The organism is Streptomyces sp. col6 (genome assembly GCF_008042035.1).
Lineage (GTDB): Bacteria > Actinomycetota > Actinomycetes > Streptomycetales > Streptomycetaceae > Streptomyces.
On sequence record NZ_RDBL01000013.1, the window covers coordinates 1,532,730 to 1,554,421 of the forward strand.

Below are 21,692 nucleotides of genomic sequence, written 5' to 3' on the forward strand. Positions count from 1 at the left end.
TGCCGATGAGCAACGACACGTTCAACGAGGGCGGGGAGCAGCCGGACCGCCGGCCGGCGGACGCACCGCATGAGCTCACCGGGCGCCAGCGGCTGATCGCCGGCATCTGGCCGCCCCGGGTCACCCGCGCCCAACTCATCGTCGCCCTGCTGCTGTTCGTCCTCGGGCTGGGGCTGGCCATCCAGGTGCGGTCCAACAGCGACAACAGCGCTCTGCGCGGTGCCCGCCAGGAGGACCTGGTGCGCATCCTCGACGAGGTGGACGACCGTACGCAGCGGCTGGAGGACGAGAAGCAGCGCCTCGACGCCCAGCGCACGGAGCTGGAGAACAGCTCCGACCAGGCCGAGGAGGCCCGGAAGCAGACGGTCGAGAAGGAACGGCAACTCGGCGTGCTCGCGGGGACCGTGGCGGCTCACGGCCCGGGAATCACGATGACGGTCAACGATCCCGCGGGTGCCGTGCGGCCCGACATGCTGCTCGACGCGCTGCAGGAGCTGCGGGCGGCCGGCGCGGAGGCCGTGGAGGTCAACGGCGTGCGTGTGGTGGCCAATACGTACTTCTCCGGTGACGGGGGCGCCGTCAAGGTCGACGGCCGCAAGATCTCGGCCCCGTACGTCTTCAAGGTCATCGGCAAGCCACAGGATCTGGAACCGGCGCTGAATATCCCCGGGGGTGTGGTGCAGACGCTGGAGAAGGAGCAGGCCACGGTGCATGTGGCGCGGGCCGAGGACATCGTCGTCGACGCCTTGCGACCGGCGGAGCAGCCTGACTACGCTCGGTCGTCGGGCCAGTGAGCCCCGGGGGCCCGGTCGCCGGGGAACACGAGCGGACGGTTGCGGGGGGTCGCCGCATCGTAATCGTGGCGCGTGGTGGAAACTGTCGAGTGGCTACGGACGTTGTGAAGATGTCCGGGTCGGCAGGTGTGTTCATTCAGGGTTCGTCCTGCCCCACGGGCGGGTCTGTTTCGGTCAAGGGGAATCGCCCGTGAAGTTGTTTGGGAAGTTGTTCGGCAAGAGCGCACGCGATGAGGCCGCACGTCATCGCGCACCGCGCCATGGTCAGCCCGACGAGCAGGGTGGGGAGCGCCCGCTCTTCCGCGACCAGGTGGCAGGCCAGGGGGGTGACTACCCGGGCGGTCCCGGCGCGTCGTCCGTTGACCCTGCCGGTCCCGGCCGCATAGGTTTCGGAGCCCCGAGCGAGGAGGCTTCGTCCATGCCGGTGTGTACGAGGTGCGGCCACCGCAACGCCGAGGCCAGCCGTTTCTGCTCCAACTGCGGTGCGCCGCTGCGGGGCGGGGCCGTTCCCGAGCGCGCCTCGGAGACGACGTCGACCATCTCGATCTCGGGCCTTGAGGCGTACGAGGCGGAGGCGACCGGCCAGACGGCCGTGCCCTCGCTGTCTCCCGAGGCGCAGGCCGCCGTCGACGCCCTGCCGCTCGGCTCGGCGCTCCTGGTCGTGCGGCGCGGGCCGAACTCCGGCAGCCGCTTCCTGCTGGACGGCGAGCTGACCACGGCCGGCCGTCACCCGCAGAGCGACATCTTCCTCGACGACGTGACGGTCTCGCGCCGTCACGTGGAGTTCCGCCGCAACGGCGACGGCAGCTTCACGGTCGGGGACGTCGGCAGCCTGAACGGCACCTACGTCAACCGTGAGCGGATCGACTCCGTCGCCCTGTCCAACGGCGACGAGGTGCAGATCGGCAAGTACCGGCTGGTCTTCTACGCGAGCCAGCGGGGCATCTGACCCGCCCCCGGACACCGTCCGGGGGGACACCCCAGGAAGGTCCATGCTGAGAACACCGAGCGGCGGTGCCGGCCACGGCACCGCCGCCGACGACCGGCCGATGAGCATCGGCATGGTGCTCCTGCACCTGCGGGAGGAGTTCCCGGAGGTCACGATCTCCAAGATCCGCTTCCTGGAGACCGAGGGGCTCGTCGAGCCGCAGCGGACCCCTTCCGGCTACCGGAAGTTCGTGTCCGCGGACGTCGAGCGGCTCGCCCAGGTGCTCCGGATGCAGCGGGACCACTACCTGCCGCTCAAGGTCATCCGGGAGCACCTGGACGCACTCGCCCGGGGCGAACAGGTGTCGCTTCCCTCGCCGGACGGGGAGGGGCGGGAGACGGACGGCGACTGGACCGGTGCCCCGGGCCGGGCCACGGCCGCACGCATCGGCCGTGCCGAGCTGCTCGTCGCCGCCGAGGTCACCGAGAGCGACCTCGATGCTTGGGAGTCGTACGGCCTCGTCGTGCCCTCGCCGGAGGGCGGTTACGACGCCGACATGGTGACCGTCGCCAGGCTTGTGGCGGATCTGGGGCGATTCGGTCTGGAACCTCGTCACCTCAGGGCGATGCGGGCCGCCGCCGACCGGGAGGCGGGACTGATCGAGCAGGTGGTCGCGCCGCTGCGCCGGCACCGGAATCCGCAGACCAGAGCCCATGCGGAGGCGACCGCGAAAGAGCTGGCGGAGCTCTCCGTACGGCTGCATTCCGCCCTTGTGCAGACCGCTCTGCAGGTCCGCCTGCACTGAAGCCGGACCAGCCCGACTACCCAAACCTGCCGAGCACGTCCTAGGGTTGCTGTGTGAACGAGCTCGACGTTGTGGGTGTCCGGGTGGAAATGCCCTCCAACCAACCGATCGTGCTCCTGCGTGAAGTGGGAGGCGACCGGTACCTCCCCATTTGGATCGGTCCTGGCGAGGCGACCGCGATCGCCTTCGCGCAGCAGGGCATGGCTCCGGCCAGGCCGCTGACCCATGATCTCTTCAAGGATGTGCTCGAGGCCGTGGGCCAGGAGCTCACCGAGGTCCGCATCACGGACCTGCGCGAAGGGGTTTTCTACGCGGAGCTGGTCTTCGCCGGAGGTGTCGAGGTGAGCGCGCGGCCTTCCGACGCCATAGCCCTCGCCCTGCGTACCGGCACGCCGATCTACGGCAGTGACGGGGTGCTCGACGACGCGGGGATCGCGATCCCCGACGAGCAGGAGGACGAGGTGGAGAAGTTCCGCGAGTTCCTCGACCAGATCTCTCCGGAGGACTTCGGGACGAACAACAGCCAGTGACGTTCCCGGGGGCCGCCGTCGGCACATCCGGTCAGCCTTTCCCCGTCAACGGTCACGCGAAACCACCCTCAGGGTGATTATCACTCGGCGTGCCGAGTGTGGCGATCGTTGACGCACCCCGGGTGACTGCCTACCTTCGAGTGGGCAGGTCAAGGACGGAGGTCGGCGTGAGAAGCAGCGGCGACGGTACGGCAGCGGGTGCGCCGTACCCGCAGCAGGGGAGTACGGCCGACCGAACCATGAGGCAGTCGGCCGTGCCGGCTGCGGTGGTGGGGGGCGGCGTGGCATCGGCCGAAGACATCGGCTATCGCGGGCCCACGGCGTGCGCGGCGGCGGGGATCACCTACCGGCAGCTCGACTACTGGGCCCGTACCGGACTCGTCGAGCCGAGCGTCCGGCCGGCGTACGGGTCGGGGACGCAGCGCCTCTACAGCTTCCGGGACGTCGTCCTGCTGAAGATCGTGAAGCGCTTCCTCGACACGGGCGTGGCGCTCCAGAACATCCGGACCACGGTCCGGCACCTGAGGGCCCGCGGCTTCCAGGACCTGGAGCGCATGACGCTGATGAGCGACGGCGCGACGGTGTACGAGTGCTCCTCGCCCGCCGAGGTCGTCGATCTGCTCCAGGGCGGCCAGGGCGTCTTCGGCATCGCTGTCGGCGTGGTGTGGCGGGACGTGGACGCCGCGCTGTCCCAGCTGCACGGAGAGCGCGTGGACACGGGGGAGACCCTGGTCGGGCACAACCCCGCCGACGAGCTGGCACGGCGCCGCAACCGGGCCGTCTGAGCCGCGGAGGGCCCGCCCGGGGCGTGAACCGCGGGCGGCCGGCCGTGGTGGCGCGGCGATTGTCAGTGCCGTAGGGCAGCATCGGCAGGTGTGAGAGCCGCGCCCACCATCCTCCATCTGGACATGGACGCCTTCTACGCCTCGGCGGAGCAGGCGGCGAAGCCCAGCCTGCGCGGCAAGCCGGTCGTGGTGGGCGGGCTCGGCCCGCGCGGGGTCGTCGCGACCGCCTCGTACGAGGCACGGCGGTTCGGGGTGCACTCGGCGATGCCGATGGCGCAGGCCCGACGGCTGGCGCCGAACGCGGCCTATCTGGTGCCGCGCTTCACGCTGTACCGCTCGGTCAGCGACCAGGTCATGGAGCTGCTGGGCCGGCTCTCCCCGCTGGTGGAACCGCTCAGCCTGGACGAGGCCTTCGTGGACCTCGAAGCGGGCGGCACGGCCGACGACACCGCCTCGGCCCTGGAGATCGGCCGCCAGCTGCGCGAGGCGATCGAGGCGGTCACCGGACTGAGCGGTTCCGTCGGGCTCGCCGGCTCCAAGATGCTCGCCAAGATCGCCTCCGAGGAGGCCAAGCCCGACGGGATACGCCTGATCGCCCCCGGCACCGAGCGGGAGCACCTCGCGCCCATGCCGGTGCGCACCCTGCCCGGCGTCGGCCCGGCCACCGCGGACCATCTGCGCCGCGCCGGCATGACGACGGTCGACGACCTCGCCGAGGCCGGCGAGGCGGAGCTGATCCGGCTGCTGGGGAAGGCTCACGGCGCCTCGCTGCACCGGATGGCGATCGGCTTCGACGACCGGCCGGTGGTGGCGGAGCGCGACGCGAAATCCGTCTCGGTCGAGGACACCTTCGACACGGACCTGCACGACCGGGTCCGGGTGCGCACCGAGGTGGAGCGGCTGGCCGACCGGTGCGTCCAGCGGCTGCGGGGCGCAGGGCGCTCGGGGCGCACGGTGGTGCTGAAGGTGCGCCGGTACGACTTCTCCACGCTGACCCGCTCCGAGACGCTGCGCGGGCCCACGGACGATCCCGCGGTGGTCCGCGAGGCCGCCGCCCGCCTCCTGGAGTCCGTGGACACCACCGGGGGAGTGCGGCTGCTGGGCGTGGGCGTCACCGGGCTCGCGGACTTCACCCAGGAGGACCTGTTCGCCCAGGCCGCCGGGGAGCGGGCGGCCGCCGCCCTCCCGGAGGACGCCGACGCGGGGCCACAGGGCGACGGCGGGGACCGTGAGGGAGAGGGCGAGGCCGAGCCGCCCTCGGAGGCGGCGGAACACCTCGCGGCGCGGCGCTGGCCCGCCGGGCACGACGTACGGCACGAGGCGCACGGGCACGGCTGGGTGCAGGGCAGCGGGGTCGGCCGGGTGACCGTGCGGTTCGAGGAGCCGGGCTCGGCGCCCGGCCGGGTGCGTACGTTCCGCGTCGACGACCCCGCGCTGCGGGCCGCCGACCCCCTGCCGCTCGTGCCGGAGCCGCCGGACTACTCCTCCTGGCCCGCCAGCCGGCCGAAGTCGCGGTCCGGGGGCGGTTCGCCGGGGGCGGCGTCCAGGCCGTAGTGGCGGTACAGCTGGAGCTCCTGCTCGGGGGAGAGATGGCGGCCCACACCGAAGTCGGGCGCGTCCTTGATCAGAGCCCGGTCGAAGGGGACGCGCAGGGTCTCCCCGACGAACTCGCTCGGCTCCAGCGGGACGAAGGCGTCACGGCTGAAGAGGCCGGTGCGCACGGCCGCCCATTCGGGTACGCCGGTCGCGTCGTCGAGGTACACCTCGTCCACGGTCCCGATCTTGGTGCCCTTGCGGTCGAAGGCCTTGCGGCCGATCAGGCTGCGCGGGTCGATGTCGGTCTGCACGGTCCCTCCCACACGGGTCGCGGCTGGTCCACAGGGACTACAGAAGAGCAGTTCCGTGGTCTTGGCCACTCGAGAATTCTCGTCGTGTACCCCGCTGGTAGGCTGGCAATGGCTGCTGACCCCGTGCGGGAGAGTCGACCGGAGTCCATCCGGACGACGCCGAAGGAGCAAATCCTCCCCGGAATCTCTCAGGCCCCCGTACCGCACGGACGAGGTCACTCTGGAAAGCAGGGCGGGTTGCGCGCGGCCGATGGGCCGGACGGAGCCCTCACCCTCACCGACGGTGAAAGCCGGTGCCCCTGTGGCGCCGGTGAAGCTCTCAGGTTGAGATGACAGAGGGGGAGGCCGTACGGGCACCCGGCGCCGCGGTGCCCCTCGCAGGTCGTGACAGACCAGGAGGCCTCCACCATGACCCCCCGTCGCACCCCGCTCTCGCAGCTGGAACAGGGCATCCCCTTCGAGCAGCGCCACATCGGCCCCGACGCCGGGGCACAGGCGAAGATGCTCGCCCAGGTCGGCTACGGCTCGCTGGACGAGCTGACCGCGGCCGCCGTGCCGGACGTGATCAAGAGCGCCGAGGCGCTGGATCTGCCGGGTGCCCGGACCGAGGCCGAGGTGCTGGCCGAGCTGCGCCGGCTCGCCGACCGCAACCAGGTCCTCGCCCCGATGATCGGGCTCGGCTACTACGGCACGTTCACCCCGCCGGTGATCCTGCGCAACGTCATGGAGAACCCCGCCTGGTACACGGCCTACACGCCGTACCAGCCCGAGATCTCCCAGGGCCGCCTCGAAGCCCTCCTGAACTTCCAGACGATGGTCGCCGAGTTGACCGGCCTGCCCACCTCCGGCGCCTCGCTGCTCGACGAGGGCACCGCGGCCGCCGAGGCCATGGCGCTGGCCCGGCGCGTCGGCAAGGTCAAGAACGGCGTCTTCCTGGTCGACGCCGACTCCCTGCCGCAGACCGTCGCCGTCATCCAGACCCGTGCCGAGCCGACCGGTGTCGAGGTCGTCGTCGCCGACCTCAGCGACGGCATCCCGGCCGAGATCGCCGAGCGCGGCGTGTTCGGCGTGCTGCTCCAGTACCCCGGCGCCTCCGGAGCCGTGCGGGACCTCAAGCCCGTGATCGACCGGGCGCACGAGCTGGGCGCGATCGTCACCGTGGCCGCCGACCTGCTGGCCCTCACCCTGCTCACCTCGCCCGGGGACCTGGGCGCCGACATCGCCGTCGGCACCACGCAGCGCTTCGGTGTGCCGATGGGCTTCGGCGGGCCGCACGCCGGCTACATGGCGGTCCGCGACAAGTTCGCGCGCAGCCTCCCCGGCCGCCTCGTCGGCGTCTCCGTGGACGCCGACGGCAACAAGGCGTACCGGCTGGCCCTCCAGACCCGCGAGCAGCACATCCGCCGCGAGAAGGCCACCAGCAACATCTGCACCGCGCAGGTGCTGCTCGCCGTCATGGCCGGCATGTACGCCGTCTACCACGGCCCCGAGGGGCTGCGCACGATCGCCCGGCGCACCCACCGCTACGCCGCGATCCTGGCCGAGGGACTGCGCACCGCCGGTGTCGACGTGGTGACCGGCTCCTACTTCGACACGCTCACCGTGCGCGTGCCCGGCAAGGCCGGCGAGGTCGTCGCCGACGCCCGGGAGCGCGGGGTCAACCTGCGTCTGGTCGACGCCGACACCGTTTCGCTGGCCTGCGACGAGACGACGACCCGCACCCAGGTCGCCGCCGTCTGGGCCGCCTTCGGCGCCGACGGGGACGTCGAGGCGCTGGACGCCACCACCGAGGACACGCTGCCCGAGGCGCTGCTGCGCACCGACACGATCCTCACCCACCCGGTCTTCCACCAGCACCGGTCCGAGACCGCGATGCTGCGCTACCTGCGCAAGCTCGCCGACCGCGACTACGCGCTGGACCGCGGCATGATCCCGCTCGGCTCCTGCACCATGAAGCTGAACGCGACCGCCGAGATGGAGTCGATCACCTGGCCCGAGTTCGGCGCGCTGCACCCGTTCGCGCCCGCCGAGCAGGCCCAGGGCTTCCTGACGCTCATCCGTGAGCTGGAGGAACGCCTGGCGGAGGTCACCGGCTACGACGCGGTCTCCCTCCAGCCGAACGCCGGCTCGCAGGGCGAGTTCGCGGGACTGCTGGCCGTCCGCGCATACCACCGGGCCAACGGTGACGAGAACCGGACCGTCTGTCTGATCCCGTCCTCCGCGCACGGCACCAACGCCGCGAGCGCCGTGATGGCCGGCATGAAGGTGGTCGTCGTCAAGACCGCCGACGACGGCGAGGTCGACATCGAGGACCTGCGCGCCAAGATCGCGCAGTACCGCGACGAGCTGGCCGTGCTCATGATCACGTACCCGTCGACGCACGGTGTCTTCGAGGAGCACGTCGCCGACATCTGTGCCGAGGTGCACGACGCCGGCGGCCAGGTCTACGTGGACGGTGCCAACCTCAACGCCCTGGTGGGCCTGGCCAAGCCCGGCCGGTTCGGTGGCGACGTCTCGCACCTGAACCTGCACAAGACCTTCTGCATCCCGCACGGCGGCGGCGGCCCCGGCGTCGGCCCCGTCGGTGTGCGCGCGCACCTGGCGCCGTTCCTGCCCAACCACCCGCTGCAGCCGGCAGCGGGCCCGGAGACCGGTGTCGGACCGATCTCGGCCGCCCCGTGGGGCTCCGCCGGCATCCTGCCGATCTCGTGGGCCTACGTACGCCTGATGGGTGGCGAGGGCCTCAAGCGTGCGACGCAGGTCGCCGTACTCGCGGCCAACTACATCGCCAAGCGTCTCGAACCGCACTACCCGATCCTGTACAACGGCCCGGCCGGGCTGGTGGCGCACGAGTGCATCGTGGACCTGCGGCCCATCTCCAAGGCGACCGGTGTCAGCATCGACGACGTCGCCAAGCGGCTCATCGACTACGGCTTCCACTCGCCGACCATGTCGTTCCCGGTCGCCGGGACGCTGATGATCGAGCCGACCGAGAGTGAGGACCTCGCGGAGCTGGACCGCTTCTGCGACACGATGATCGCCATCCGCGCCGAGATCGAGAAGGTCGCCTCGGGGGAGTGGAGCGCGGACGACAACCCGCTCGCCAACGCCCCGCACACGGCCGCCGCGCTGGGCGGGGAGTGGGAGCACGGCTACAGCCGCGAGGTGGCGGTCTTCCCGGCCGGTGTCTCGGCCGCCGACAAGTACTGGCCGCCGGTGCGCCGCATCGACGGCGCGTTCGGTGACCGCAACCTCGTGTGCTCGTGCCCGCCCCTGGACGAGTACGACAACTGACGCGGAACGCCTGATCAGGGTGTGGTGACGCGGACATGCGTCGGGGCCGGTACGGAGATTCCTCCGGGCCGGCCCCTCTTCCGTACTGCCGCGCCGCTCAGGCGGCCTTCACCACCCGGCTCGTCGCCAGGGGCCTGTGCGGGGCGATGATCTGCCCGTCCGGAAGCAGCTCACCGGTGTCCTCGAAGAGCAGGACGCCGTTGCACAGCAGGCTCCAGCCCTGCTCCGGGTGGTGGGCCACCTGGCGGGCGGCCTCCCGGTCGGCTGAGTCGGCTGTCGGGCAGGGTGGCTGGTGCTGGCACATGGATGGGTTCTTTCGCTGCGTCGAGTTGAGTGACCTGCGGTGTGAAGAGGTGTTCATGACCGCCCCCGTGTCGATCGGTCGGATCCCCAGTGTTGCCCCACGGGCGTCAATCCGCAGGGATTTCGCCGCAGCGCTTCCACTCCTCCCATGACGCGTCACCCGGCCGGACGGTTCAACTCAACTGCACTGTCACTTCGGGTGGTTCGGGGTGGCCGGATGGGACTAGACCGGATGGGCCGAATGCCCCATGCCGGTCCGCGCACTGTGCCCCGTCGCCGGCGGGGGCGACGGGGCACACAGTGCGCGGCGATCGGCCGCCCGCGTCAGGCCGGGGCCGGGGAACCGAGGAGCGGGCCGGGGCCGGGCATGATGCGCGTGGTGATCACGGGCAGCAGGTCGGCGGCCCGGTGCGGCCGGAGGGCCGCGATGCCGGGAGGCGCGGGGGCCAGCGGAACCAGTACGTCGGCCGGGTCCGGGGCGCCGAAGGACGCGTCGGCCTCGGGGTCCCCGTGCAGCCACAGGGCCAGCATGTAGAGGTCGGGGATGGACAGCAGCCTCGGCTGGTAGTGGCCGCTCAGCCCCTCCGCCTGGCGCAGGGCCAGCTCCGTCGAGGTGATGTACGGCCCTTCGAAGAAGTGCGAGAAGGCCCAGCCGTCCGCGGTGAGCATGGTGTCCGCCGCCGCGACCGCCCGCTCCGTGCTGCGGATCTGGAAGCGCCAGGCGGCGAGCCGGGTGGCGGGTGCGAGTCCGCCCGGGGCGAGGTCCAGCACATGGACGGGCAGCGGGTGTTCGGGGCTCAGAGGTCCCTGTGCGGACCGCAGGGCGGGCGTACGGGCCTCGCGGACCGCGGTCGGTGAACCGAGCGCCGCGAGGACGCTGCGCAGCGCGGGCGCGGGGGCCGGGGGAACATGCAGCGGCATAATGTGGGTCGCCTCTCACTTCGGAGACACGGTGGTGCGCGGGCGGGTGCAGACGGCGCTGTCGGCGTGCGGGGCCAGAGGAGGCCGGTGACTGAGCCGGTGCGTCAACTCTCTGCCTCGTCCGCGGAGTTTATACGACACGTGTTCACGCGGTGTTTCCACTAGCCGCCACGGCTATTGCCGGCAAGGCGGTATCCGGACTTTATTATGCGGAGATCATGCTGATTCGGCGCGAGCGGCGCAGCCGCCGCCTCGGGTTTTTCCCGCGCCGCGGTCGGCCGAAACCCGTCGGCGCTTTAACGGCCCGCCATACGGGGAAACCGGCCGTTGCCCCATGCCGAGTGAATGTGCCCGGGGCCCCGGCGCTCAGATTAGCGGGTGTGCGCCCTCCGCGGGGCGTTACGGATCACGTCCTGCGGGCATTATCGATCGTGATGCGAGCGGCCCGGGGCCGCGTGCCGGCCACTCGAGGAGGGACACATCGATGGGGGAGAAGGTCGTCGCGGGCGCCTTTGACCTGTCCGATCGGCAGAAGTACCGGAGGAAGCTGCATCAGTGCCTGGAGGCGCTGTCCGGGCTCCTGGCCGAGCGGCGGTTCGACCGGCCGCGCAACCTCATGGGCATGGAGATCGAACTGAATCTCACGGGCGCCGACGCCATGCCGAAGATGTTGAATGGGGAGGTACTGGAGCGCATCGCGAGTCACGATTTCCAGACGGAACTGGGGATGTTCAATCTTGAGGTGAACATAGTTCCCCATCATCTGTCGGGGCGTGTTCTCGATCAGCTGGCCGAAGAGCTGAGGACCGGGCTCGGATATGCGGACCGGAAGGCCGGTGAGGTCGATGCCGGGATCATGATGATCGGAATCCTGCCGACACTCGGCCGCGAGGACATGGTCCGGTCCAACCTCTCGGACGTCGACCGTTACGCACTCCTGAACGATCAAATGGTGGCGGCCCGCGGCGAGGATTTCGCGCTCGATATCGAAGGCGTCGAGCGGCTGGTCGCCACCGCCGGTTCGATCACCCCGGAGGCGGCCTGCACCTCGCTGCAACTGCATCTCCAGGTGACGCCGGAACGCTTCGCCGACGTGTGGAACGCGGCGCAGGCCGTGGCCGCCGTCCAGGTGGCCCTGGGTGCCAACTCGCCCTTCCTGTTCGGCCGGGAGGTGTGGCGCGAGTCGCGGCCGCCGCTGTTCGAGCAGGCCACGGACACCCGGCCGCCCGAACTGCGCAACCAGGGCGTACGGCCCAGGACCTGGTTCGGGGAGAAGTGGATCGGCTCGGCCACCGAGCTCTTCGAGGAGAACCTCCGGTACTTCCCCCCGCTCCTGCCCATCTGCGACGAGGAGGATCCGCTGCGCGTCCTCGCCGACGGCGGGGTGCCCCAGCTGAAGGAGCTGGTCCTGCACAACGGCACGGTCTACCGGTGGAACCGCCCGGTGTACGGGATCGCCGACGGCGTCCCCCATCTGCGGGTGGAGAACCGGGTGCTGCCCGCCGGCCCGACCGTCGCCGACGTCATCGCCAACACCGCGCTCTACTACGGCCTGGTCAGGGCGCTGGCGGAGGAGTCGCGTCCGGTGTGGACCAGGATGCCGTTCCAGGCCGCCGCGGAGAACTTCGAGATCGCGTGCCGTCAGGGCATCGACGCCGAGCTGATGTGGCCCCGGCCCGGCCGCTCCGGCGGGCTGACCAGGGTTCCGGTGGCGAAGCTGGTGCGGGACGAACTGCTGCCCCTGGCCGCCGCCGGGCTCGACGGCTGGAACATCGAGCCCGCGGACCGGGACCACTACCTCGGGATCATCGAGGAGCGCTGCAAGCGGCGGACGAACGGTGCCTCCTGGCAGGCGGACACCTACCACCGGGCACGCGAGGCGGGAATGGACCGGGGCGCCGCGCTCGCCGCGATGACCCGGCGCTACGGCGAACTGATGCAGGGCGGCGACCCCGTGCACACCTGGCCGGCCGGTATCCCGGCGCCGTGACCGGGCGGCGGGCGCCGGGCTGGTGAGCCCGCGGTACGGGTACGGGGACGCCCCCGTACCCGTACCGCGGTGCCGTCAGTGCTGGGCGGCGCGGACGCCCTCGCCCGCGGTCATCACGGCCTGGAGGATCACCGCCTGGATCTCGGCCGGGTCGTTCACCTGGTAGCCGCCGCCCCCGGTGACCTTCGCGATCTCGTCCAGCTCCTCGCGGTCCGCCTCGGGCCCGACCGCGATGGCCAGCAGCGGGACCGGGCGATCCGGGTCGGCGATGGACTTCAGCTCGTCGACGAGGCCGGAGCGCGAGATGGACTTCTCGTCCTGGTTCGAACCGTCGGTGAGGATCACGACCGCGTTGAACTTGCCCTTCACGTAGGTACGCTGCGCCTCCTTGTACGCGGCCAGGGCGGTGTCGTACAGGCCCGTCGCGCCGTCCGGCACCGGCTTCAGGGCGGCGAACGCGGCGGCCAGCTTCTCGCGGTGCGTGCCGCCGCCCTTCGCGGCGTCGCCCAGCCGGGCGGTCGTCACCAGCCGGCGGTAGTCCTTGTCGCCGTCGAGCGTGGTCGCGAACTCCCAGAGGCCGATCTCGTCGTTCGGCGCGAACTGGTTGAGTGCCTGGATCAGCGAGGCCTTGGTGACGTCCATCCGGGACTGGTTGCGGCCCGGCACGATCGCGGCCATCGAACCGGACGCGTCGACGACCGTCGTCAGCCGTGCGCTCTGCACGGTGATCGTCCACATGCCCAGCGTCTCCTGCAGCGTCTCGTCCGACGGGGCGGGCGGCTGGGTCGCGTCGTACGGCTGGGGGGATCTGCCGCCCGCCGCCGCGACCAGCTTCTCGTCCGCGGTGCCGGAGGTGGTGCGGAAGCCGTGCTCCTGGAGGGTGCGCAGGGAGCTGTCCTCGGAGAGCAGGGTCATGAACCGCAGCGCGGCCCGGCCCTCCTCCGTGCTCCGGTGCTGCTCGTCGACCAGGGTGAACGGGTAGTTCAGCAGCGGTGTGCCGTCCTTCGGGTAGAACAGGTCGAGCTTGCCGGCGCCCGCCGACTCGGCGTTGTGGGCGAAGGCGGCCTGTTCGGAGAGCAGCACCGCCTGGTTCCGTGCCGGGTTGCCCTCCTCGGCCCCCGAGCCGTCCTGCGGCAGCGTCGCCACCACTTGGGTGTCGCCGTCGGACATCCGCTGGGCGAGCAGCTTCGCGGTGGCCGCGACCCGGGTGTCGCTGTCCCCGCCCTGCTTCTCGGCGGAGGCGCCGATGCTGGTGAGGGCCAGCAGACCGGTGGCCGAGCGCGCGGGGTCGGCCGCACCGATGTGCACCTCGTCGGACTCCATGGCCCCGCCGGTCAACTCCGCCCAGGAGTACGTCTTCTTCGGCCAGCCGAAGCTCTTGGCGGCCTTGGGCACCATGGCGAGGGCGACCGGTGAGGTGGCGACGGAGTCGCCCGGGGAGATCGCGACGCCGTCGCCGTCCCCCTTCGCCCGGCTCAGCCACAGGTCGGAGTCGGGAAGCCATATCTGGTAGTCGGGGGCACGGGTGCCGCTCGCGAGTGCGTCCGCGACCTTGTACGAGTCACGGGCCACCACGTTCACGTCGATGCAGCGGCCGTCGGAGCGCACCTCGTCCGCACGTGCCCGGTCGGCGACGGCACGTACGGCGGGGGCGATGTCGGGCGAGGCCATCATGGACAGGTGGACGGCGCTCTCCTCGCACGACTTCGAGAACGAGAGCAAGCCGCCCTGCGCCGCGACCGCCGTTCCCCCCGCCACGGCGAGAACGAGCACGGTGGCGATGACCACGGTACGGCGGCGGCGCGGTGGACGGTCCCCGCCTCCGGCCGCTCTGCGGTCATCGGGCAAGCTGTGACGTCCCATGTCGGTGGTGCCCCTCCTTGAGGATGTACAAGGAAAAGGGGGACCACACCATCGGCAATGGTGCTCGTCCCCCGGCCTGTCGCGCATGATCTTCGTACCTGCATTCGAGACCCTAGCGGGGCGGCGAGGGGCTTGGGACGTGAATGCACAACTGAGAGCAGGTGTACAGGTGGAGGCGGGGTACGTGGCTGATTCTTTTCCCCAGCAGGCCGTGTCACGACGGATTCTCCGGTCCGAGACGGTGCTGGTGCTGGCGCTCTCGCTGGGTGCGAGCGGCGTCTCTGCCCTCATCAGTTTTGTCGGATCGCTGACGAAACCGGGGGGTTTGAAGGATCAGGCGGCGACTCTCAACAGTTCCGCGGCCCCGGGCCGCCCTTGGCTGGATCTCGCCTGGCAACTCTTCGGGATCACGACGGCGCTGGTGCCCGTCGCCCTGGTGGCGCATCTGCTCATCAGGGAGGGCACGGGGCTGCGGGTCATCGGCTTCGACCGCACCCGGCCGGGGGAGGACACGGCGCGCGGCGCGGTGGTCGCGGCCTGCATCGGCAGCGCCGGGCTGGCGTTCTACCTGGTTGCCAGGGCCACCGGGTTCAACCTCACCGTCGTCCCCGAGTCGCTGCCCGACGTGTGGTGGAAGTTCCCCGTGCTCATCCTGTCGGCGGTCCAGAACTCCGTACTGGAGGAAGTGATCGTCGTCGGGTACCTGCTGCGCAGGCTGGGGCAGTTGGGCTGGACGCCGACGGCGGCGCTGGTGGCCAGCTCGGTGCTGCGCGGCTCGTACCACCTCTACCAGGGCATCGGCGGGTTCATCGGCAACATGGTGATGGGCGTCGTCTTCGTGCTGCTGTACCGGCGCTGGCAGCGCGTGGGCCCGCTGGTCGCGGCGCACGCGCTGCTCGACATCGGCGCTTTCGTCGGTTACGCGCTGCTCGCCGGGAAGGTGGACTGGCTGCCCACGCCGTGAGCGTCGCGCCCTACGGCGTCACGAGGAGCTCGCCGTCCAGGACCGTGACCGCGCGGCCCGTCAGCAGGGTGCGCGCGCCGCGCAGCGACGTCCGGACGAGCCCGGAGCGGGCGGAGGCCTGGAGCCCGGTCAGCTCGTCGCGGCCGGACCGGGCCGACCAGAACGGGGCCAGGGCGGTGTGCGCACTGCCGGTCACCGGGTCCTCGTCGATGCCCACGGCCGGGAAGAAGCCGCGGGATACGTAGTCGTACGGACGGCCGGGCTCGGCGGCGGCCGTGGCGATGACGCCGCGCCGCGAGAGGCCGGCCAGCACCGGGAAGTCGGGGGTCAGGCCCCGTACGGCCGCTTCGTCCCGCAGCTCCACGAGCAGGTCCCCGACGTGCGGACCGGTGTCGTGCACGGACACCGGCTCCGCGCCCAGGGCATCCGCGAGCCCGGCGGGCGCGGGTTCGGGCGTCAGCGGGGCGGTCGGGAAGTCCAGCGTGAGCGAGCCGTCCGCATGGGCGGCCGACGTCAGCGTGCCGCATCGGGCGGCGAAGCGGACGGTGCCGCTCGCCGCCCCGGTGGTGTGCAGGACGTGGGCGGTGGCGAGCGTGGCGTGGCCGCACATGTCCACCTCGGTGACCGGGGTGAACCAGCGCAGCGCCCAGTCCGCGTCGCCTCCCGGCGGCAGCGGGTGGGCGAACGCGGTCTCGGACAGGTTCAGCTCGGCGGCGACCCGCTGGAGGAAGCCGTCCTCGGGGAAGCCCTCGGGGCCGAACAGCAGGACGCCGGCGGGGTTGCCGGAGAAGGGGCGGTCGGTGAACGCGTCGACGGTACGAATCCTCATGGGCCCGACCGTAGGCGCGGATCCCGGTGCGGAACCAAGGCCAATCGCGGATCGGTGGCCCCCGACGTGTCCCGGCTTGACCTTGTCACGGTGGCAAGCCGTTCACTGAGCCACGAGGAGGTGGTCCGGATGACCATGACGAACGAGGACACGGCCACGGCGCGCGCCCTGCGCGGGCTGGAGCACGGCGATGCGTCGGTCCGGCTGCGCACCGCGATGGCGGTCGGATCGGCGCCCGACGCGCGGCTCGTCGACCGGCTCGTGGAACGGTGTGCGACCGAGCCCGATTTCTCCGTACGGGAGATGCTGACGTGGGCGCTGACCCGTCACCCGCAGGCGCTGACGGTCCCCAGGCTCGTCGAGGAGCTGCGCTCGGAGCACCCGCAGGCACGCAGCCAGGCCCTGCACACCCTGTCCAAGACGGGGGACCGGCGGGCGTGGCCGGCGATCACCCTCGCGCTGCTGGCCGACGCCGACGACGAGGTGGCGCGTACGGCCTGGCGGGCGGCGGTCGTCCTGGTGCCCGACGACGAGGCACCCGGGCTGGCCGCGGTGCTGGCCGGGCAGTTCGGGCGCGGCGGGCGGGACATGCGGCTGAGCCTCAGCCGGGCGCTCATCGCACTCGGGGCGGCGGCCCGACCCGCACTGGACGCCGCCATGGCACACGCCGAGCCCCGGGTCCGCGAGCACGCGCTCGCCACCGAGGAGCTGCGGCGAAACCCGGACGCCGGGTTCGAGTCCGCGGTCGAGGAGGCGAAGCGGCGGGTGGCCCTCGGGGCGTACGGTCAGGAGGCGTGATCCCGACGAAGGGCCCCAGGTGTTGATCGGTGAGGTGGCGCGGCGGTCCGGGGTCAGCGCCCGCATGCTCAGGCACTACGAGTCGCTGGGGCTGGTGCGGCCCACGGGACGCAACGACGTCGGCTACCGCGAGTACTCCGAGGACGACGTCCGGCGGATCTTCCACATCGAGAGCCTGCGGTCCCTCGGCCTGTCGCTGCGCGAGGTGGGGCGCGCCCTGGACGATCCCGGCTTCAGCCCGGCGGAGCTCGTCGACGACCTCGCCCGGCGCACCCGGGAACGGATCGCGAGCGAGCGGGAGCTGCTGACCCGGCTGAGCCGGATCGGCGCCGCGGGGCCCGGGGACTGGGAGGACGTCCTGCGTACCGTCGCCCTTCTCCAGGCGCTGGGGTCCAGCAGCCCCGGCACGCGTCAGCGGGCCGCGCTGTCCTCGGCCGGCGAGGCACCGGTGCCGGTGGAGGCCCTGGTCGAGGCGGTGCTGAGCGAGCCGGACCCGAGCGTGGCCGGAGCCCTGCGGTGGGCTCTGGCGCGGGCGGGCGACGGGCTCGCCCTGCTCGCGGAAGGGCTGGACTCGCCGGACGCGGAGGTCCGCGCCCGTGCGGTGCGGGCGGTCGCCGGGATTCCGGGCGAGGCAGCGAGCGCGCTGCTGCGGGAGGCCCTTGGGCATCCCGATGTCGCGGTGCGCCGGTACGCGGCTCCGGCGCTCGGTGCGCGCGGGGTGGGCGACGCGGTTCCGACGCTCATCGGCATGGTCGCGGAGGAGGTGCGGGATGTCGAGGCGGCCGATGCCCTGGGTGTGCTGGCCGCCGAGCCGGGGGCGGCCGAGCGGATCGCCGCCGGGCTCGTCGACCGCCTCGCCGACGGCACGCTCGACGCGTCCGCCCGCCGGCGGCTCACCCAGGCGCTCGCGGACATCCCGGGCCCGACGGCGTCGCGCGCGCTCGCGGAACTGGCGGGGGACGGGGACCGGGGCGTGGCGGTGACGGCGGTGTATCTGCGCGGGCTGCGGGGCGAGGGATGACCTCGGCCGGCCGGTGTTCAGCCTCTGGCGGCGGCGAGGGCCGCCGTGTCCATGTAGTCGCGGACGTGGGTGATCAGGCCGTCACGGACCCGGAGCACCAGCAGGCCGGGGACGGCGAAGGAGGCGTCCGCCGGGATGGTCCCCACCACGACGTGCTCGGCGACGATCACCTCCGGGTCGGCCGTCTCGTACGAGGACACCGTCCTGACCTCGTCGATCCGTACCGGGCTCGCGCCCCAGACCGCCCGGTACCCCGCGCGTACGGCCTCGCGCCCCTCGTAGCGCGGTGGAAAGCCGGGAGCGGTGAACGGGAACTCGTGCAGCGCGTCGGGCGCGTACAGATCCGCGAGATCGTCCGCGGACTTGTCGAGCATCGCCCGGTGGTAGGCGGCCAGGGCCTCACGGGGGGTGCGGGCAACGGCGGTTTCCAGCTGTGACACGGGACGGCTCCATTCGCTCAACGTCTGTTGAGTGATGACCGTAGGCCGGGGAGGACGTTCGGTCAACGGCTGTAGAGTCACGCCGTGACCACGCCTCGACATACCCGCGCCGACCGTCGCCGTGCCACCGAGGCGCGCATCCTCGACAAGGCACGGGAGGAGTTCGCCGCCAAGGGATTCGACCGGACCACCATCCGCGCGGTGGCGGGTGCGGCCGGGGTGGACCCGGCCCTGGTGATGCAGTACTTCGGCTCGAAGCGCGAGCTGTTCGGCCGGGCCGTGCGGACGTTCACCGCGCCGGTGCCGGAGGAATCGGGCGCGGAGGCGTTCGCCGACCGGATGCTGGCCACGCTGGGCCTGAAGCTGGGCGGTCTGCCCGAGGGCACGCTCGCGGTGATGCGGTCCATGCTCACCGATCCGGCCGCCGCCGGTCATGTGCGTACCGCGCTCGGACGGCAGATCACCGACGCGGGCGCCGCCGTTCCCGCGCCCGACGACCGCGAACTCCGCGCCGCGCTGGCCGTCACCACGCTGCTCGGTGTGACGATCGGTCACCAGTTGCTGGAGCTGCCGGTGTTGCGTGAGGCGTCGCCCGAGCGCATCAGCGCCCTGCTCCGGCCGGCGCTCAACGCGCTCGCCGAGCCCGCGCCCGGTCCTGAGACCGCCTGACCTCAGTCCGTGGACTCCATGATGCGGTCCAGGGTGAGGCGCCCCAGCGCGCTCATCGTCGGATTGCTCTCGGCGTAGTACCAGGCCAGGCCCATCGCCTGTTCGAAGGCCCAGGCCTTGCCGCGCTCCCATTCCAGGTCGTCGCAGGAGAGGGTGCGCCGCAGTACGTCCCGGGGGCCCGCGTCCAGCAGGTGCCAGGCGCCGACCAGGTCCAGGGCGGGGTCGGCCGGCCCGAAGCCGCCGGTGTCGAGCACGCCGGCGAGGCGGTCGCCCGCGACGAGGACGTTGCCGGGGATCAGGTCGCCGTGGCTCATCACGTCGGCGCCGGTGCGGCGCAGCTCGCGGAAGCGGTGCCACATCGCGCGCAGGCGGTTCACGTCGAGCAGGCCCTCGCTCTCCCGGAAGCACGTCGCCATCCAGCCGTCGTGGTCGGCGATCACACCGCCCCGGTTGTCGCCGTCGAAGCGGCGCCCCCGCGTATCGGCTCCCCGGAGCCCGGCGATGAACGCCGCGAGGTCCCGGGCGAAGGCGTCCGACGCGCTCGGGTCGGCGTCGAAGGCGTTCGTGCCCGGCAGCCAGGTCTGCACGGACCAGGGCATGGGGTATCCCGCGCCGGGCCGCCCGAGCGCGACGGGTTCGGGAACGGGGAACGGTGTCACCGCCGCCAGCTCCGCGCTTGCCCGTGCCTCCCGCTCCAGGACCGCCAGCGCCTCACCGGTGTCGGCCGGACGCAGCGGGAAGCGCGCCGAGAGGCGGTCCCCGATGCGGAAGATGGCGTTCACCGTCCCGGTCGAGGGCAGCGGGCGGATCGCCTCGCCGCTCCACTGGGGGAACTGGTCGTCGATCAGAGCGGCAACGGTGTCGCTGCCTACGTCGAGTTGGTCGTCATGCATGGTCAGCCAGTATGCGGACGCCGGGGTGAGGGGGGCGACCGGGTTTCGCGTGGCCCTCGACCGACGGGCCCGTCAGCTCAGCAGGGCAGTCGTGAACGCCGTGCGGTGGTCCGCGAGCCAGGCTTGCACGCGGTCCCAGCGTTCCCACCCGCCACGCTCGGCCAACGCCTGGAGGTAGGCGGGGTTGCCGTCGGCCACGCGGCGTGCGACGAAGGCCCGGCAGACCTCCGTGGCCTGCTCGATGACACCGGGCAATCCGGCCCGGTCCGTTGCCGCGAGGCCGTAGCCGTCGGCGAGGATCCGCAGCCGTGCGACCGCGTCCAGCCCGGCGGGGTAGAGCGTGGCCGCGGATCCGGGGTCGAGCATGGGGACCCAGTAGCGCGCGGTCATGGCGACGTCCCAGACGGCACGACCCGGGGCCGCCATGTCGAAATCGATCAGGGCCGCGGCACGGCCGTCGCGGAAGACGACGTTCTCCGGGCACACGTCGTTGTGGCACACCATCGGTCCGCCCTCCGGGTCGGCGAGCTCCGGGGACCAGTCGGCGCGGGGGCCGACCGTGGCGGCCGCACCGGCGTCGTGCAGACGCCGCAGCAGGCTCCCCACCGAAGCGAGGGCGGAACGCGTCATCGCCCAGTCCGGGAAGGGCGGCAGCGCCACGTCTCCGGGCAGAAAGGTCAGCTGCTCACGGCCGTCCGCGGTGAGGCCGACGGGGACGGGAGCCGCGTCGAAGCCGCGCGCCCTCAGCGCGCGGAGATGAGCGTGCAGGGCGGGTGCGTTGCGCGGTGCCGGCCGCTCCACCAGCTCCCCCCGGCGGACGACCGCCCCCGCGTTCACCATCCCGCCGACCAGTGCCTCGTCCTCGGCCGCCATGGGCATCACGCTATCGCCGGGCCGGGCCGCGCGGGCCCGCCGCACACCGTGCGCACGGTCGGGGTTGCCATGCGATCGGTTCCGATATATCGTTGAAGCATCGCGACAGTACAGCGATACCCGAAAGATCGACGTAAGAAGAGGAGTACGGTCATGCGTACACACGGATTTGAGCATGGACATGGTCATGGGCGCGGCCACCACGGGCCCGAGGGGCGACATGGGGGATTCGAGGGGCAGCGGGCGGCGTTCGGGCCGTTCGGGCCGCCGTTCGGCGGGCCGCCGTTCGGTGGCGGGCGGAACCGGGGCGGCGGCCGGGGGAGGGCGCGGCGCGGTGACGTGCGCGCTTCGATCCTGGCGCTGCTGAAGGACCGGCCGATGCACGGCTACGAGATGATCCAGGAGATCGGCGAGCGCAGCGGCGGGGCCTGGCGGCCCAGCCCCGGCTCGGTGTACCCGACCCTTCAGCTGCTGGAGGACGAGGGGCTGATCACCAGCGCGAGCGAGGGCGGCAAGAAGCTGTTCACGCTCACCGACACCGGTCGCACCGAGGCGGAGACCGGGTCCGAGGCGCCCTGGGAAGAGGCCGGGCGTGGTGTCGACTGGGAGAGCATGAACGAGATCCGCCAGGCCGGGTTCGGTCTGATGGAGGCGTTCGGCCAGGTCTGGAAGACCGGTTCCGCCGAGCAGCGCGAGAAGGCGCTCGCGGTCATCAACGACACGCGCAAGAAGCTGTACCTCATTCTCGCCGACGAGCACTGAGCCCCGGCCGTGGGCCGGGTGACAGTCGGAGAGGAAGTACCGGGAGGAGCCCGGCGGTTCAGGCCGCCGGGCTCCTCGCTGTCCACGCCTCAGTTCTGATGGGCCTGTTCGGGACCCGTCCGCCAGATCAGCGCCGCGTCGAAGCGGTCGGAGGCGCGGGGGTGCGGTCCGTCGTCGTGGCAGTGGAACGCGGACCAGAACAGATCGGCCGGCAGCGCGTCGAGCGGTGCGTGGACCCGGTAGACGTAGTCGCGGCCGTCGAGCGCCGGCAGGGACACCAGCCAGCTCACCCCGGACCCCTCCCGCCGTGCCGCGCACCATCCCTCACGTCTGTGGGACGTATGGGGGCGGGCTGCCGGTTGCTCCAGGGGGCAGGGTTGTAC

General features: G+C 72.0%; 22 protein-coding genes and 1 riboswitch. Of the genes, 13 read left to right on the forward strand and 9 right to left on the reverse strand.

The window, feature by feature from the left end; translation table 11 throughout:
• Nucleotides 1-5 precede the first annotated feature (5 nt).
• The 6 genes from EAO73_RS23665 to EAO73_RS23690 all read left to right on the forward strand — a co-directional run bounded on the left by EAO73_RS23665 (nt 6) and on the right by EAO73_RS23690 (nt 5,396).
• Nucleotides 6-794 (forward strand): DUF881 domain-containing protein, encoded by a 789-nt coding sequence (locus EAO73_RS23665; RefSeq protein ID WP_147973456.1) that lies wholly within the window; start codon nt 6-8, stop codon nt 792-794.
• 82 nt (nt 795-876) lie between these two features.
• On the forward strand, nt 877-1,743 hold the full coding sequence (locus EAO73_RS23670) for an FHA domain-containing protein (RefSeq protein ID WP_224756420.1): 867 nt from the start codon (nt 877-879) through the stop codon (nt 1,741-1,743).
• A gap of 43 nt (nt 1,744-1,786) precedes the next feature.
• The gene (locus tag EAO73_RS23675; RefSeq protein ID WP_147973458.1) at nt 1,787-2,527 is read left to right on the forward strand and encodes a MerR family transcriptional regulator; all 741 of its coding nucleotides are present in this window, start codon (nt 1,787-1,789) and stop codon (nt 2,525-2,527) included.
• Between the two features lie 53 nt (nt 2,528-2,580).
• On the forward strand, nt 2,581-3,057 hold the full coding sequence (locus EAO73_RS23680; RefSeq protein WP_026171779.1) for a bifunctional nuclease family protein: 477 nt from the start codon (nt 2,581-2,583) through the stop codon (nt 3,055-3,057).
• Nucleotides 3,058-3,224: 167 nt separating this feature from the next.
• Entirely contained in the window at nt 3,225-3,842 is a 618-nt protein-coding gene (locus EAO73_RS23685) for a MerR family transcriptional regulator (RefSeq protein WP_147973459.1), read from the forward strand.
• Nucleotides 3,843-3,932: 90 nt separating this feature from the next.
• On the forward strand, nt 3,933-5,396 hold the full coding sequence (locus EAO73_RS23690; RefSeq protein ID WP_147973460.1) for a DNA polymerase IV: 1,464 nt from the start codon (nt 3,933-3,935) through the stop codon (nt 5,394-5,396).
• Here the strand turns inward: EAO73_RS23690 and EAO73_RS23695 are convergent.
• Nucleotides 5,321-5,689 (reverse strand): PRC-barrel domain-containing protein, encoded by a 369-nt coding sequence (locus EAO73_RS23695; RefSeq protein ID WP_147973461.1) that lies wholly within the window; start codon nt 5,687-5,689, stop codon nt 5,321-5,323. The genes EAO73_RS23690 and EAO73_RS23695 overlap by 76 nt on opposite strands.
• A 116-nt stretch (nt 5,690-5,805) precedes the next feature.
• A riboswitch (glycine riboswitch) is annotated at nt 5,806-5,903 on the forward strand.
• A gap of 194 nt (nt 5,904-6,097) precedes the next feature.
• Between EAO73_RS23695 and gcvP the strand changes: the two genes are divergently transcribed.
• Complete coding sequence (gcvP, locus tag EAO73_RS23700; RefSeq protein ID WP_147973462.1) at nt 6,098-8,983, forward strand: aminomethyl-transferring glycine dehydrogenase; 2,886 nt, start codon at nt 6,098-6,100, stop codon at nt 8,981-8,983.
• Between the two features lie 97 nt (nt 8,984-9,080).
• Here gcvP and EAO73_RS23705 read toward each other — a convergent pair whose 3' ends face one another.
• Together EAO73_RS23705 and EAO73_RS23710 are read right to left on the reverse strand one after the other, a co-directional pair.
• On the reverse strand, nt 9,081-9,287 hold the full coding sequence (locus EAO73_RS23705; RefSeq protein WP_147973463.1) for a DUF5999 family protein: 207 nt from the start codon (nt 9,285-9,287) through the stop codon (nt 9,081-9,083).
• Between the two features lie 323 nt (nt 9,288-9,610).
• The gene (locus EAO73_RS23710) at nt 9,611-10,207 is read right to left on the reverse strand and encodes a hypothetical protein (RefSeq protein WP_147973464.1); all 597 of its coding nucleotides are present in this window, start codon (nt 10,205-10,207) and stop codon (nt 9,611-9,613) included.
• Between the two features lie 484 nt (nt 10,208-10,691).
• On the opposite strand from EAO73_RS23710, the gene EAO73_RS23715 reads away from it, so the two are divergent.
• Nucleotides 10,692-12,197: a glutamate-cysteine ligase family protein gene (locus EAO73_RS23715; RefSeq protein WP_147973465.1), complete on the forward strand. Its 1,506-nt coding sequence runs from the start codon at nt 10,692-10,694 to the stop codon at nt 12,195-12,197.
• A 75-nt stretch (nt 12,198-12,272) separates the two neighbouring features.
• Here the strand turns inward: EAO73_RS23715 and EAO73_RS23720 are convergent, their stop codons facing one another.
• Nucleotides 12,273-14,060: a substrate-binding domain-containing protein gene (locus EAO73_RS23720; RefSeq protein WP_147973466.1), complete on the reverse strand. Its 1,788-nt coding sequence runs from the start codon at nt 14,058-14,060 to the stop codon at nt 12,273-12,275.
• Nucleotides 14,061-14,244: 184 nt separating this feature from the next.
• Between EAO73_RS23720 and EAO73_RS23725 the strand changes: the two genes are divergently transcribed.
• Nucleotides 14,245-15,024 carry a CPBP family intramembrane glutamic endopeptidase gene (locus EAO73_RS23725; protein ID WP_224756405.1) on the forward strand — a complete coding sequence of 260 codons (780 nt, stop codon included), beginning with the start codon at nt 14,245-14,247 and terminating at the stop codon, nt 15,022-15,024.
• A 10-nt stretch (nt 15,025-15,034) separates the two neighbouring features.
• Here EAO73_RS23725 and EAO73_RS23730 read toward each other — a convergent pair whose 3' ends face one another.
• Nucleotides 15,035-15,853, reverse strand: coding sequence for a PhzF family phenazine biosynthesis protein (locus tag EAO73_RS23730; RefSeq protein WP_147973468.1), 819 nt, complete (start codon nt 15,851-15,853; stop codon nt 15,035-15,037).
• Between the two features lie 129 nt (nt 15,854-15,982).
• On the opposite strand from EAO73_RS23730, the gene EAO73_RS23735 reads away from it, so the two are divergent.
• Nucleotides 15,983-16,651 (forward strand): HEAT repeat domain-containing protein, encoded by a 669-nt coding sequence (locus EAO73_RS23735; protein ID WP_147973469.1) that lies wholly within the window; start codon nt 15,983-15,985, stop codon nt 16,649-16,651.
• A gap of 19 nt (nt 16,652-16,670) precedes the next feature.
• Complete coding sequence (locus EAO73_RS23740; RefSeq protein WP_191134180.1) at nt 16,671-17,672, forward strand: HEAT repeat domain-containing protein; 1,002 nt, start codon at nt 16,671-16,673, stop codon at nt 17,670-17,672.
• A gap of 17 nt (nt 17,673-17,689) precedes the next feature.
• On the opposite strand, the gene EAO73_RS23745 is transcribed toward EAO73_RS23740, so the two are convergent.
• Nucleotides 17,690-18,112 carry a nuclear transport factor 2 family protein gene (locus tag EAO73_RS23745; protein WP_147973470.1) on the reverse strand — a complete coding sequence of 141 codons (423 nt, stop codon included), beginning with the start codon at nt 18,110-18,112 and terminating at the stop codon, nt 17,690-17,692.
• An 84-nt stretch (nt 18,113-18,196) separates the two neighbouring features.
• Here EAO73_RS23745 and EAO73_RS23750 point away from each other — a divergent pair, with 84 nt between their 5' ends.
• A complete protein-coding gene (locus EAO73_RS23750; RefSeq protein ID WP_147973471.1) occupies nt 18,197-18,781 on the forward strand; it encodes a TetR/AcrR family transcriptional regulator in 585 nt (194 codons plus the stop codon).
• A 2-nt stretch (nt 18,782-18,783) separates the two neighbouring features.
• Here EAO73_RS23750 and EAO73_RS23755 read toward each other — a convergent pair whose 3' ends face one another.
• Nucleotides 18,784-19,680 carry an aminoglycoside phosphotransferase family protein gene (locus tag EAO73_RS23755; protein ID WP_224756421.1) on the reverse strand — a complete coding sequence of 299 codons (897 nt, stop codon included), beginning with the start codon at nt 19,678-19,680 and terminating at the stop codon, nt 18,784-18,786.
• A 66-nt stretch (nt 19,681-19,746) separates the two neighbouring features.
• Nucleotides 19,747-20,547 carry a phosphotransferase gene (locus EAO73_RS23760; protein WP_147973473.1) on the reverse strand — a complete coding sequence of 267 codons (801 nt, stop codon included), beginning with the start codon at nt 20,545-20,547 and terminating at the stop codon, nt 19,747-19,749.
• A gap of 153 nt (nt 20,548-20,700) precedes the next feature.
• On the opposite strand from EAO73_RS23760, the gene EAO73_RS23765 reads away from it, so the two are divergent.
• Complete coding sequence (locus EAO73_RS23765) at nt 20,701-21,309, forward strand: PadR family transcriptional regulator (protein WP_147973474.1); 609 nt, start codon at nt 20,701-20,703, stop codon at nt 21,307-21,309.
• 89 nt (nt 21,310-21,398) lie between these two features.
• Here EAO73_RS23765 and EAO73_RS23770 read toward each other — a convergent pair whose 3' ends face one another.
• The gene (locus EAO73_RS23770) at nt 21,399-21,599 is read right to left on the reverse strand and encodes a hypothetical protein (RefSeq protein WP_147973475.1); all 201 of its coding nucleotides are present in this window, start codon (nt 21,597-21,599) and stop codon (nt 21,399-21,401) included.
• Nucleotides 21,600-21,692: the final 93 nt, after the last annotated feature.

Bases quoted from the DNA above. Each gene is read 5' to 3' on its own strand.
- EAO73_RS23675 (WP_147973458.1), top strand. From the start codon at position 1,787: ATGCTGAGAACACCGAGCGGCGGTGCCGGCCACGGCACCGCCGCCGAC.
- EAO73_RS23715 (WP_147973465.1), top strand. From the start codon at position 10,692: ATGGGGGAGAAGGTCGTCGCGGGCGCCTTTGACCTGTCCGATCGGCAG.
- EAO73_RS23730 (WP_147973468.1), bottom strand. From the start codon at position 15,853: ATGAGGATTCGTACCGTCGACGCGTTCACCGACCGCCCCTTCTCCGGC.
- EAO73_RS23705 (WP_147973463.1), bottom strand. From the start codon at position 9,287: ATGTGCCAGCACCAGCCACCCTGCCCGACAGCCGACTCAGCCGACCGG.
- EAO73_RS23760 (WP_147973473.1), bottom strand. From the start codon at position 20,547: ATGGCGGCCGAGGACGAGGCACTGGTCGGCGGGATGGTGAACGCGGGG.
- EAO73_RS23665 (WP_147973456.1), top strand. From the start codon at position 6: ATGAGCAACGACACGTTCAACGAGGGCGGGGAGCAGCCGGACCGCCGG.
- EAO73_RS23710 (WP_147973464.1), bottom strand. From the start codon at position 10,207: ATGCCGCTGCATGTTCCCCCGGCCCCCGCGCCCGCGCTGCGCAGCGTC.
- gcvP (WP_147973462.1), top strand. From the start codon at position 6,098: ATGACCCCCCGTCGCACCCCGCTCTCGCAGCTGGAACAGGGCATCCCC.
- EAO73_RS23720 (WP_147973466.1), bottom strand. From the start codon at position 14,060: ATGGGACGTCACAGCTTGCCCGATGACCGCAGAGCGGCCGGAGGCGGG.
- EAO73_RS23765 (WP_147973474.1), top strand. From the start codon at position 20,701: ATGCGTACACACGGATTTGAGCATGGACATGGTCATGGGCGCGGCCAC.
- EAO73_RS23735 (WP_147973469.1), top strand. From the start codon at position 15,983: ATGACCATGACGAACGAGGACACGGCCACGGCGCGCGCCCTGCGCGGG.